The 12,308-nt window shown below is 65.9% G+C and carries 12 protein-coding genes; 4 read left to right on the plus strand and 8 right to left on the minus strand.

What is annotated here, in order from left to right; all coding sequences use genetic code 11:
• The 3 genes from WP12_RS23935 to WP12_RS05475 form a co-directional block, all read right to left on the minus strand.
• A partial coding sequence (locus WP12_RS23935; protein WP_152663831.1) for a transposase occupies positions 1–161 on the minus strand: 161 nt, incomplete at its 3' end.
• A gap of 54 nt (positions 162–215) precedes the next feature.
• Positions 216–1,172: an NAD(P)H-dependent flavin oxidoreductase gene (locus tag WP12_RS05470; protein ID WP_046192755.1), complete on the minus strand. Its 957-nt coding sequence runs from the start codon at positions 1,170–1,172 to the stop codon at positions 216–218.
• Between the two features lie 13 nt (positions 1,173–1,185).
• Complete coding sequence (locus tag WP12_RS05475) at positions 1,186–3,486, minus strand: ribonuclease R family protein (protein WP_046192756.1); 2,301 nt, start codon at positions 3,484–3,486, stop codon at positions 1,186–1,188.
• A 142-nt stretch (positions 3,487–3,628) separates the two neighbouring features.
• Between WP12_RS05475 and WP12_RS05480 the strand changes: the two genes are divergently transcribed.
• Entirely contained in the window at positions 3,629–4,351 is a 723-nt protein-coding gene (locus tag WP12_RS05480; protein ID WP_046192757.1) for an energy transducer TonB, read from the plus strand.
• Between the two features lie 5 nt (positions 4,352–4,356).
• Positions 4,357–5,040, plus strand: a complete 684-nt coding sequence (locus tag WP12_RS05485) for a Fe2+-dependent dioxygenase (protein WP_046192758.1) — start codon at positions 4,357–4,359, stop codon at positions 5,038–5,040.
• A gap of 36 nt (positions 5,041–5,076) precedes the next feature.
• On the opposite strand, the gene def is transcribed toward WP12_RS05485, so the two are convergent.
• Both def and recR read right to left on the minus strand, forming a co-directional pair.
• A complete protein-coding gene (def, locus tag WP12_RS05490; protein ID WP_046192759.1) occupies positions 5,077–5,610 on the minus strand; it encodes a peptide deformylase in 534 nt (177 codons plus the stop codon).
• 37 nt (positions 5,611–5,647) lie between these two features.
• A complete protein-coding gene (gene recR / locus WP12_RS05495; RefSeq protein ID WP_046192760.1) occupies positions 5,648–6,244 on the minus strand; it encodes a recombination mediator RecR in 597 nt (198 codons plus the stop codon).
• A gap of 52 nt (positions 6,245–6,296) precedes the next feature.
• Between recR and fmt the strand changes: the two genes are divergently transcribed.
• Complete coding sequence (fmt, locus tag WP12_RS05500) at positions 6,297–7,223, plus strand: methionyl-tRNA formyltransferase (protein ID WP_046192761.1); 927 nt, start codon at positions 6,297–6,299, stop codon at positions 7,221–7,223.
• On the plus strand, positions 7,220–8,008 hold the full coding sequence (truA, locus tag WP12_RS05505; protein WP_046192762.1) for a tRNA pseudouridine(38-40) synthase TruA: 789 nt from the start codon (positions 7,220–7,222) through the stop codon (positions 8,006–8,008). Before fmt ends, truA begins: the two co-directional genes overlap by 4 nt.
• A 151-nt stretch (positions 8,009–8,159) precedes the next feature.
• Here the strand turns inward: truA and WP12_RS05510 are convergent, their stop codons facing one another.
• Genes WP12_RS05510 through WP12_RS05520 form a run of 3 tightly spaced genes read right to left on the minus strand, consistent with a single transcriptional unit; the run spans position 8,160 to position 12,305 of the window.
• Entirely contained in the window at positions 8,160–10,061 is a 1,902-nt protein-coding gene (locus WP12_RS05510; RefSeq protein ID WP_046192763.1) for an XrtA/PEP-CTERM system amidotransferase, read from the minus strand.
• 4 nt (positions 10,062–10,065) lie between these two features.
• Positions 10,066–11,256, minus strand: coding sequence for a TIGR03087 family PEP-CTERM/XrtA system glycosyltransferase (locus WP12_RS05515; RefSeq protein ID WP_046192764.1), 1,191 nt, complete (start codon positions 11,254–11,256; stop codon positions 10,066–10,068).
• Positions 11,256–12,305, minus strand: a complete 1,050-nt coding sequence (locus WP12_RS05520) for a FemAB family XrtA/PEP-CTERM system-associated protein (protein ID WP_046192765.1) — start codon at positions 12,303–12,305, stop codon at positions 11,256–11,258. The genes WP12_RS05515 and WP12_RS05520 overlap by 1 nt, the downstream gene beginning before the upstream one ends.
• Positions 12,306–12,308: the final 3 nt, after the last annotated feature.

Here is a 12,308-nt window from a genome sequence, read left to right on the forward strand (position 1 = left end):
GTCGGCAGATCACGCCATGGACTGCCCGTCCGGACAATCCATAGCACTGCCTCCAAAAATAGACGGTTGTTCCTCCCGCTTCGTCCCGGGTCGGTCGGCTTACCCAGACAATGCGGTTCCATCTTTGCCCACTGGGCGTCGGTCAGTACGAAGCGTTCCATCCAAAGTGTGAATCACATCTCCCCAAAAATGTGAATCCTAAATCCCCACAACCCCTAGAGCTTCGACAACTCCACCTTCGCCGCCTCATATTCGCGTATGAACTGCGCGACCCGCTCGGCGGCGGGAACGATGTCGTGGATTGCGCCGACGCCCTGCCCCGCGCCCCAGATGTCGCGCCACGCCTTGGCATCGCTGTTGTTCATTTGCATCGCCGAGGGATCCGACACCGCCAGATTGTCGGGATCGAGGCCCGACGCGATGATCGACGCTCGCAGATAATTGCCGTGCACGCCCGTGAACAGGTTCGAGTAGACGATGTCGGCAGCGCCGCCGTCCACCACGGCCTGCTTATAGGCCGCAGCCGCATTAGCCTCATCGGTCGCGATGAAGGCCGATCCGGCATAGGCGAAGTCCGCGCCCAGCGCCTGCGCCGCCAGGATCGATCGGCCATGGGCGATCGCCCCCGACAGCGCTATCGGGCCATCGAACCAGGCGCGGGTCTCTTGCATCAGCGCGAAGGGCGACTCTACCCCGGCATGACCGCCCGCCCCGGTCGCAACGAGAATCAACCCGTCAGCGCCTTTCTCAATCGCCTTATGAGCGAAACGCTGGTTGATCACATCGTGGAAGACCAGCCCGCCATAGCCGTGGATCGCGCTATTGACGTCCGGCTGCGCGCCCAGCGACGTAATGACGAGAGGCACCTTGTAGCGCACGCAGCTCTCGACATCGGCGGCAAGCCGGTCATTCGACTTGTGGACGATCTGGTTGACCGCGAAGGGCGCGGCCGGGCGCTCCGGATGCTTCGCGTCATGCTCCGCGAGTTCGGTAGTGATCCGATCGAGCCATTCGTCGAGCAGGTTTTGCGGCCGCGCGTTCAGCGCCGGAAAGGCCCCGATCACGCCGGCCTTGCACTGCGCGATGACGAGGCCGGGATTGGAGATGATGAAGAGCGGCGCGGCTATGACCGGCAGGCGCAGGCCACGCCGCAAAATTACTGGAATCGCCATGGTCGTCTGCCCTTTACCGTCTCTTGCCCTTGTGCCGGATATTGGCCGGACGGCCGCGCCGGCCCATCATCGGCTTGCCCTTGCCGCCCGTGCGTGGACCCCGGGGGCCGCCGCGCATCGGCAGATGGCTCGCGCCTTCCTCCAGTTCGAAGCGCAGCGAGCCGCTGATCGGATTGGCTTCGACCAGCCGGAGTTTCAATTTCATGCCCGATGTGTAGCGGTCGCCGCTCTCCTCACCTTCCAGCGCGCGGGCCGCCTCGTCATAGCGGAAGCGTTCGGCGCCCAGCGTCGACACGGGGACGAGCCCGTCGCCACCCAGCCCTTCCACCGTCGCGAAGAAGCCGAATGATTGAACCCCGGTAATCCGGGTGTCGAGCAGCTCGCCGATCTTGGTCGACAGGAAAGCCGCGACATAGCGGTCGACCGTTTCCCGCTCGGCCTCCATCGCCCTCCGCTCAGCCTGGCTGATCAACTCGCCGATCGCGGTCATCCGCTCGGCCTCGTCCTGCGTCAGCGCGGTCTTCGCGGGAATGTCTGCGGTCTTTCCGGGCCCGTTGAGCTTCGGCTTGCCGCTCTCCAGTCCATAGGCGCCGACCAGCGAGCGATGGACCAGCAGATCGGCATAGCGGCGTATCGGGCTGGTGAAATGGGCATAACTGCCGAGTGCGAGGCCGAAATGGCCGGTGTTTGCCGGGGCATAATAGGCTTGGGTCTGGCTGCGCAGCACCTGCTCCATGATCTGCGGCTTGATCGTGTCGTCGCTGACCTTGCTGAGAATATGGTTGAAGGTCGATGGGCGGACGACTTGCCCCAGCGCGAACTCCATGTCGAAGGTCGCGAGATAATCCTTGAGCGCGACCAGCTTCTCGCGGCTCGGCGGCTCATGGTCGCGGTACATGACCGGTGCCTTCTTCGCCTCAAGCGCCTTGGCGGCGGCGACATTGGCCGCGATCATATAATCCTCGACCAGCCTGTGGGCGTCGAGCCGCTCGCGCGGCGCGACCGACAGGATGCGGCCCTTCTCGTCGAGCACGACGCGCCGCTCTGGCAAATCGAGATCGAGCGGCTCGCGCGCCTCGCGCGCTCTGAACAGCGCCTTCCAGCAGGCCCATAGCGGCTTCAGCGCGCTGTCGGTCAGCGGGTGTTCGATCTCGCCATCGATCGCCGCCTGGGCGTCCTCATAGGCGATGTTCGCCGCGATCCGCACCACCGCGCGCGTAAAGCGCCATCTCGCGAGCGTGCCGTCCGCCTTGACGGTCAGATGACAGACCAGCGCCGCCCGATCGACGCCTTCCTTCAGCGAGCAGATATCCGCCGACAGCGCCTCGGGCAGCATCGGTACGACCCGGTCGGGGAAATAGACGCTATTGCCGCGCTTCTTCGCCTCGCGATCGAGCGCCGATCCGGGGCGGACATAGAAGGACACGTCGGCAATCGCGACGATCGCCTGGAAGCCGCCGGGGTTGGCGGCGTCATCATCGGGCGCGGCCCAGATCGCGTCGTCATGGTCGCGCGCATCGGCGGGATCGATCGCCACGATCGGCAGATCGCGAAGATCCTCCCGATTCTCGCCGAGATCGAGCCTCGGCACCAGCTCGGCTTCCTCGATCGTCGCCTCGGGGAAGACATCGGGAATGCCCAATTTATGGATCGCGACGAGGCTGAAGGAGCGCGGCGCAAACGGATCGCCGAGCCGCTCGGTCACGCGCGCCGTGATGCGCGGCGGGCGGCCCGCCTTTTCGGCAAGCACCAGATCGCCGGCGTCGGCGTCACCCGCGTCGGACACCAGTGTATCGCGCTTCTCGCGTTTATCGACCGGGCGCAGCCATAATTTGTCGCCCTCGCGATGGAGCACGCCGAGCATCAGCTCCTCGCCGCGCGCCAGCTTCTTCATCGGGTGGGCGATCCAGCCCCTGCCGGCCTCCTCGGTGCGCGCGAGGAAGCGATCGCCGACGCCCAGCGCCGGCCCCTTGCGCCCGCGCACTTCCTTGACGCGCAACTGCGGCGGCGGACCATTTTCGCCATGCCAGGTTTCGGGCACCGCCAGGGCTATGCCCTCGTCGGTTATGTCGGTCACGCGCAGCACCGTGACCTTGGGTATTCCACCCATCTTGTGGAAGGCGCGGCCGCGCGCGCTGTCGATAAGGCCCTCGTCGGCCATGTCCTTCAGAAGCGCCTTGAGCGCGATCTTCTCATTGCCCTGAAGCCCAAAGGCGCGCGCGATCTCGCGCTTGCCGGCAGGGATATCGGACTTGGCGATGAAGTCGAGGATCTGCTCGCGGCTCGGCAGGCCCGGGGAAATTGGACGGCTCATTTTTCACACATAGGTAGCCGCGACCGCCAAGTCACGCGCTGGAAATCCGCGGCTTTTGCTTTGGGCTAAACGCTATTGCGATTGATTTGCACTAAGAATAGCGTTAGCGGCATCTGTGACAGGGAGTCGGGTGAAAGTGACGATGCACGGGACTTTGGGGCGGGACATAGCGGCGGACGGCGATGCGCTGTTCTTCGCGGATCCGATCGCACTGCCCCGCGCAACGGCACTCCTCGGCGAACCCCGCTCCGCCTATGGCGCGAACCGACGGCCCAATTGGCCGTCGATCGTCACCATCCTGCTGGTCCATGTCGCCGCCTTCTATGCGTTATTGAAGTTCGACGTGATTGAAATCGCGCCGAAGAAGAAGGCTCTCGTCGTCGATCTGATCGCCGAGCCGCCGGCGCCACCCGCCGAGAAGCCGGAGCCGCAGCCGGTACTCATCGAAAAGGTGCAGCCGGTCGTCATCGCGCCGCCGCCGATTGTCCAGGCGCCGGCCCCACCGCCGCCGATTAACGTAACCACCACTCCGCCGCCGCCGCCGAAGCCCGTGGCCACGCCCGCGCCGCCAGCCGGACCCGTGATGGTCGGCAATCTCGACGAGCGGCTATTGGAGGGCAAGCCGCCTCGTTATCCGTTCGAGTCGCGCCGCAAGCATGAAGAAGGCACGGTGGTGGTCCGTCTGCTGATCGGTACCGACGGGCGCGTCGCGCAGATTTCGATCGTGCAGAGCAGCGGCTTCGAGCGGCTCGATCAGGCGGCGCTCCAGGCCATCCGCGGCTGGCGTTGGCAGCCGATCATGCGCGATGGCCAGCCGGTTGAGGTGCGCGGCGTCTACAGCATGCCGTTCACGCTTCAGGGCTGACGCAGATGATGCTGGCAATTCCCGGGGTGCTCCAGGGGCGCACGCTCGACCATGTCCGTGCCCTGCTGGGCGAGGCGGAGTGGATCGACGGCAATGCAACCTCTGGCCACCAATCGGCGCTTGCCAAGAAGAACCGCCAGCTTCCCGAGGATTCTGCGGCAGCGCGCGAGGCGGGCAACATCATCCTCGATGCGCTGGGCGTGGCGCCGCTGTTTATTGCCGGGGCGCTGCCGCTCAAGGTCTATCCGCCCTTGTTCAACAGCTATGCCGGCGGCGACCGCTTCGACACCCATGTCGACAATGCGATCCGCATCAAGCGCGGCACCGATTTCCGTATCCGGTCCGACCTGTCGGCCACGCTCTTCCTGACCGATCCCGACGATTATGACGGCGGCGAACTGGTCGTCGAAGACACGTTGGGCACCCATGGCGTCAAGCTCGCCGCGGGCGACATGATCCTCTACCCCGCGTCGAGCCTCCACCATGTCACGCCGGTGACACGCGGCGAGCGGGTCTGCGCCTTCTTCTGGATCCAGAGCATGGTGCGCGACGATGGCGCGCGTCAGACCTTATTCGATCTCGACAGCGCCATCCAGGCGATCGCCACCGATCGCGGCCAGAGCGATCCCGCGATCATCCGCCTGACCGGAGTCTATCACAATCTGCTGCGGCGCTGGGCCGACGCCTGAGGACTGTACCGCGCAGGGCGCGCGGCATGCGATCGCTCAGGCGGCCCTGCGGGCGCGCCGGGCCTTGTCGAGCTTCTTGAGCACCATGTCGCGCTTCAGCCGCGACAGATGGTCGATGAACAATACGCCTTCGAGATGATCCATCTCATGCTGGAGGCAGGTGGCGAGCAGCCCCTCCAGCTTCTCCTCGTGCTTCTCGCCCTTCTCGTCGAGCCAGCGAGCATGGACCAGCGCGGGCCGCTCCACTTCGGCATATTGATCGGGAACCGACAGGCAGCCTTCATTATAGACCGAATAATCCTCGGACGGATCGAACAGCTCGGGATTGACGAAGACGCGCGGGTTGCGGATCGGCTTGCCCTCCTCGTCCTCTTCTTCCTGAAGATCGATCACCAGCACGCGTTTCGGCACGCCGATCTGAATGGCAGCGAGGCCGATGCCCGGCGCATCATACATCGTCTCGAACATGTCCTCGATCAGCGTGCGCAACGCATCGTCGACGCCGTCGACCGGCGTTGAAATGGTGCGCAGCCGCGGATCGGGCGCCTCGAGAATAGGGTGGATGGCCATGGGCTTCAGCTAGGTAGTCGGGGCCGAATCGTCAAGCTCAGGCGACGGGCCGCCGCGCCCTGAGCGCCTGCGCCAGCGTGCCTTCGTCGAGATAATCCAGCTCGCCGCCGACCGGCAGGCCATGGGCGAGCTGGGTCAGCCGCACCGGCAGGCTTTCGAGCCGGTCGGCGATATAATGAGCGGTTGTCTGGCCTTCGAGGGTGGCGTTCATCGCCAGCACGACCTCGTCGATCCCGCCCGCTGCGACCCGACCGACCAGCAGATCGATCGACAAATCCTCGGGGCGGACGCCCTCCAGCGCGGAAAGCCGCCCGCCGAGCACGTGATAACGGCCGGGAAATAGCCGCGACCGGTCGAGCGCCCAGAGATCGGCGACCTCCTCGACCACGCAGAGCATTCGCGCGTCGCGGCGTGGATCGTTGCAGATGCCGCAGGGATCGCTGGTGTCGACATTGCCGCAGACATGGCAGCTGGTCAGCTTCTCGTTCACCGCCTCCAGCGCACGCAGCAGCGGCGCCATCGCCGCCTCGCGCTTCTTGAGGAGATGGAGCACCGCCCGCCGCGCCGAACGCGGTCCCAACCCGGGCAGCTTCGCCAAGGCCTGCGTCAGGGTTTCTATCTCGGGAGATGCCATGTTTTACCGATATGGGCTTGCATAGTTCCATGGCAAGCGTTTCAGAGGAGACATGCGCATCGCCTTCATGGGAACCCCCGATTTCGCCGTACCGACGCTCGATGCGCTGCTCGCGGCGGGACATGACCTTGTCGCGGCCTATTGCCAGCCGCCCCGCCCCGCCGGCCGCGGCAAGGCGCTGATGCCTTCCCCGGTCCAGAAGCGTGCGGAGATGCTGGGGATCGAGGTGCGCCACCCGGTCACGCTGCGCGACGCCGAGGCCCAGGCCGCCTTCGCCGCACTCGGCCTCGATGTCGCGGTGGTCGCGGCCTACGGGCTGATCCTACCCCAGCCGATCCTCGACGCGCCGCGCTTCGGCTGCCTCAACGTCCACGGCTCGATCCTGCCGCGCTGGCGCGGGGCCGCGCCGGTGCAGCGCGCCATCCTCGCGGGCGATCCGGTCAGCGGAGTGACGATCATGCAGATGGAGCGCGGGCTCGACACCGGGCCGATGCTCGCGACGGTCGAAACCCCGATTGCCGGCAAGACCGCGGGCGAGCTCACCGACGAAATTGCGCGGAGCGGCGCTGCGCTGATGGTACAGGTCCTCGCCGATCCGGAAGCCTATACGCCGGCCGTACAGCCCGAAGCCGGCGTCACCTATGCCGCCAAGATCGACAAGGCCGAGGCCCGTATCAACTTCCGCGAGCCCGCAGGACAGGTCGAGCGGCAGATCCGCGCCTTCAACCCAGCGCCGGGGGCGTGGTTCGATTATCAGGGCGAGCGCATCCGCATTCTCGCCTGCGACATCGTAGACCGCCACCCCATCGCCGCACCGGGCGAGGTGATCGACGATCATTTGACGATCGAATGCATCTTCGGCGCGATCCGCCCCACTCGTGTCCAGCGCGCCGGCAAGGCGGCGATGAGCACGTCCGAACTGCTGCGCGGCTTCGCGATCCCGCCCGGCAGCAACCTCGCCGCACCGACCCTCGGATGACCCGCTACCGCCTGACCGTCGAATTTGATGGAAGACCCTATATGGGCTGGCAGCGACAGCCCCATGGCCCCACCGTCCAGCAGGCGATCGAAGAGGCGATCACCGCGATCACCGGTGAGAAGGCGATAGTCCACGCCGCCGGCCGCACCGATGCCGGCGTCCACGGTCGCGCAATGGCGGCGCATGCCGAAATCCTCAGGCCGATCACCCCTTACAGGCTGATGGAAGCGATCAACGCCGCCCTGCGTCCCCAACCCATCGCCATACTCGCCTGTGAGAGCGTGCCTGAGGACTGGCATGCCCGCTTTTCATGCATCGGGCGACGCTACATCTACCGCATCATCAACCGCCGCGCGCCGCTGACGCTCGATGCAGCGCGTGCGTGGCAGATCAAGGTCCCCCTCGACGTGGGCGCAATGCGTGACGCGGCGCAGCGGCTGGTCGGGCTGCACGACTTCACCACCTTCCGTTCGGCGCATTGCCAGTCGCAGAGTCCGGTCAAGACACTCGATCGCCTCGACGTCCGCCGCGACGGCGACGTCATCGAGGTCGAGGCGGCGGCGCGCTCCTTCCTCCACCATCAGGTGCGGTCGATGGTCGGCTGCCTTGCGCTGGTCGGGCGCGGAAAGTGGAGCGCCGATGACCTGTCCGACGCGCTGGAAGCGCGCGATCGGGCGCGACTAGGGCTGAACGCGCCGCCGGACGGACTGTATTTCGTGGAAGCGGTATATCCTGACGGTTTATTTCGAAGCCATGAAGTGTCAGGCGCCTCCGATCATTTCTGACCGGAGGGTGTCTGCTGCAGGCCAAGAAAACTCTGCGCTTCGGCAATGGGTATGAACAGGTTGACCATAGGCGCCCCGTCGAAACCCAAATCCGTCAGACCCACCACCTGTCCTTTGCTATCGATGATGGGTCCGCCACTATTGCTGTGCGTTACGCCGACACACCGAACAGGTTAGACAGCGACCGATCGAGCATCATCAGCTGCCACAGCAGCCGGCCGTGGTCGACGCGCCCGCTTTGATGTTCGGTGACGATCGTATCTAGCGCCTTGCCGTCGAACCAGCCAGTTTCACCCAGTGCCGATCCGCGCGCGATGCGTTGCGCTTCGGCGGCGAGCGGACCACGGAACCAGGCGCTGATCGGGGTCGAGAAACCCATCTTCTTCCGAAACAGGATGTCGTCCGGCAAATAGCGGCGCATCGCCTGCTTCATCAGCCATTTGCCGGTGCTGCCACGCGCGCGCATCGACACCGGCAGCCGCGCGCCGAACTCGATCAGCCGGTAATCGAGCAGCGGTTCGCGCGCTTCGAGGCTCACCGCCATGCTGGTGCGGTCGACCTTGGTCAGGATGTCGCCGGGCAGCCATATCTTGAGATCGGCATATTGGGCGCGGTCGAGACCGTCGCGGGCGGGCGCGGCGCGCATCGCGGCGATATAACGGTCCTCGGCCCGGTGTCCCTGGAGGTCGCGGCGGGCGCGATCCGAATAGATGCGCTGGCGCAACGGACGCGCGGTAACGCCGACCGCATCGGCGTAGGCCTCCTCGCTCGACCGGCCGAGCCCCTGGAAAGTCGTCTTGGCACGCAGCATCTGCGGCGCCCAGTCGAGCTTGGGATAGACGCGCCCAAGCGTGCCGAAGATGCCCGACCGCACGCTGAGCGGCAGCAACCGGCGCACCCGCTCCTCGGCGTTGAAGAAGGTCAGCCGCCGGTAGCCGGCAAAGGCTTCGTCCGCGCCATCGCCCGACAGCGCCACCGTCACGGTCTGCCGCGCCAGTTCGGAAACGCGATAGGTCGGCAGCGCCGAGGCATCGGCGAAGGGCTCGTCGAAGGCGTGCACCAACGTGTCGATCAGGCCATAGTCGTCGGCCGAGACGATGCGGGTGCGATGATCGGTGGCGAAGCGCGCCGCCACCTGCGCGGCATAGCGCGACTCGTCGAAGTCGGGATGGTCGAAGCCGATCGAACAGGTCTTAACCGCCTGGGTGCTCGCCTCCGCCATCAGCGCCACCACCGCCGAGCTGTCGACCCCGCCCGACAGAAACGCACCCAGCGGTACGTCCGCGATCATCCGCGAGGTCACGGCGGCACGCATCTTCTCGATCAGCGCGTCTTCGAGCGCGGCCTCCGATCCGCGCTCGCGGTCGGCAAAGCTGACGTCCCACCATTGCGCCGGGCGCGGCAGGGGATGACCGCGCTGGAGCAGCAGGCTGTGCCCGGCGGGAAGCTTCTTCACCCCCGCGACGATGCTCGCATCATCGGGGACGTAGCCGAGGCCCAGATAATCGTCGATCGCGCTGAAATCCGGCGTGCGGCGCAGCAACGGGTGAGCCAGCAGCGCCTTGAGCTCGGAACCGAAGATCACGCTGCCATCCGACAGCTCGGCATAGAAGAGCGGTTTCACGCCCAGCCGGTCGCGCGCGAGGAACAGGCAGTTGCGCCGCGCGTCGTGGATCGCGAAGGCGAACATGCCGTTGAGCCTCGACAGGCAATCCGGGCCCCAGCGCTGCCACGCCTGCAGGATGGCCTCGGTGTCGCTATGGCTATGGAAATGGTGGCCGAGGGCAACCAGCTCGGCACGGACATCGAGGAAATTATAGATTTCCCCGTTGAAGATAATGACGGCCTGCCCGTCCTCGCTCGCCATCGGCTGCGCGCCGCCGGCAAGATCGATTATCGACAACCGCCGATGGCCGAAACCGACGCCCGGCGCGGTCCACACCCCGTCGCCGTCGGGGCCGCGATGCGCGATTGCGTCGGCCATCGCGCGGACGCGCGCCTCGTTGACCGGCTTCGCCGTCTGGAGATGATAGATGCCCGTGATTCCGCACATGGGCTCAGACGAAACCCATCATCGCGTCGAGCTTCGCCAGTTGCGCGTCCCAGCCGTAGCGGGCGATCATATGTGCGCGCGCCTTCTGTCCCATGGCGTCGCCTTCGGCGGGGTTGGCAAGGAGGTGGCTAACCGCATTGGCCATATCATAGCCATGAGCGACGATCAGATGCACCCCCGGTGTCGCATCGATGCCCTCAAAGGCAGCGGGAGATGCGACAACCGGCCGCGCCATGGCCATCGCTTCCAGCACCTTGTTCTGGACGCCACGCGCGATCTCCAGCGGGGCGACCACCGCCGCGGCGGCGGCGATCCACGGGCGGACGTCGGGCACTTCGCCTGTGACGATGACATTTTTCAGCTTGGCGAGTTCCTGCACCGCGGGGGTCGGATCGCGGCCGACGATCGCGAACAGCGTCGCCGGATGCTTCGCGCGGATTGCCGGAAAGGTCCGCTGCGCGAAATAATCGACCGCGTCGACATTGGGGCGATAATCCATCTGTCCGGTGAAGACGATCATCGGCTCCGCGCCTTCGACACGCGGGAAGCCCGCCGGGTCGAAGCGCACGGTATCGATACCGTTGTCGAGCGGGCGCACATGACTGACGGAGAGCCCGGCCCGCTTGCGGAATAGCGCCGCCTCCGCCTCGCTGACGAACAGGTTGATATCGGCCCACAGGCCGACATCCTTCTCATAACTGGCGAGCAGCCGCGCCTCACGCCGGTGGACCCAGCCCATCAGCCCGCCTTCCGCTGCGCCATAGGCGGCGAATTTCTCCGAATCGATATCGACGAAATCCATGATGAAGCGTCGTCCGGCACGGTCGTCGGGCACAAACTGCGCCATCTGCCCCGAATAGGCGAAGATGGTGTCGATCGGCCGTTCGTCGAGCAGTTGATCGACCATGTGCGTGATCCGCCGTGAACCGAACGCCGCGATCGATACCGGCTCGCCGAGCATCAACGCCTCCAGCCCGGCGCGCAGCCGCGACTTCCGGCGCACCTCGATGTGGAGCGACGCGAGCATCGGCAGCAATTCCTTCGCCGCCTTGCGATCCTCTTCCTTGTCGACGAAGCCGAGCAGGTGGACCGGCCGATATCGGGCAAGATGGCGCAGAATATGGAAACTGCGAATCCGGTCGCCGCGATCGGGCGGATAGGGGATGCGATGCGCGAGGAAGATGATCTCGTTCATCAGCCCAGGCCCCGGGCTATCCAGGGGCCAAGCCGGTTGGCGATCGCCAGCGGCAACTTCTGCCACAGCGCGACCTGCAGCCGGTAGCGCGGGCTTAGGGGGTTGATCTGGCGCGGCTCCTGCCCGTCGGCGGTGCGGATCGCATAGCCAAGTGGTTCGGGCTCGAACCCCCAGTTCTTCTTGAAGGCGAAGGCGCCGGTGCCGAATTTGGACCGGCCGAAATCAAAGGCGGTGCAGCCCCGCCGGCGCGCGTGGAGCATTAGCGCATAATACATCATGTCGTTTGCGCGCCACGTCCGCGCGTCATGCTTGCCCCCGCCCCAATAGGGCATGACGACGCCTTTATCATACAGGCTGAGCACGCTCGACAGCGGCCGGCCATCATGGCTGACGGTCAAGATGTCGGCATCTTCGCCGAATTGATCGAGCACCGCGTCGAACAGGCTACGCGGAAAGACCGGAGTACCGAGGTTGCGGACGCTTTCGGCATAGACCGCATAATGATCGGCGCGGTCCTGCTCGCCGCGCCCGGTGCGCACCGCCAGATCGAAGCCCTGCGCCCGGCGCACCTCGGCGCGCTGCTTGCGCGGGATCGCCAGCAGTTCGGCCTCGTCATCGGCGGCAAGCGCCCGGGAGAAGCCGGCATAGATCCCTTCCTCGACATGCCAGCCCGACGCCGAAGGCAATGTGCCGCCGCGCAGTTCGAGCGACGGGCAGCTCAAGCGTTCCGCCAGCTTCCACGCCGCGTCGGCCAGAGCGTCGACCGTCGCCTGATCGTCGCCGATCGGTCCGCCGCCGACCGCGAACCCCGCAGAGGCGAGCGCGCGGCCGAACAGTGGCGAATGCACCTCGGTAAGCGGCAACGCTCCCCTGAGGCTGCCTTCGCCCCCTGCAACCAGATAGTGCGCGGCCTGTCGGCAACCGCGTTCGATCGCGCGGCTCCATGCCGGGCGGTGGAAGGCGCTGCCTTGCGGATGCTCCGCGACATAGGCATCGATCGCCCGCACATGCGCGGCATCGGACAGGTCGACGCGGCGGATGGCGACCATCGC

Origin of the sequence: Sphingomonas sp. SRS2, assembly GCF_000971055.1 — a bacterium.
GTDB lineage: Bacteria > Pseudomonadota > Alphaproteobacteria > Sphingomonadales > Sphingomonadaceae > Rhizorhabdus.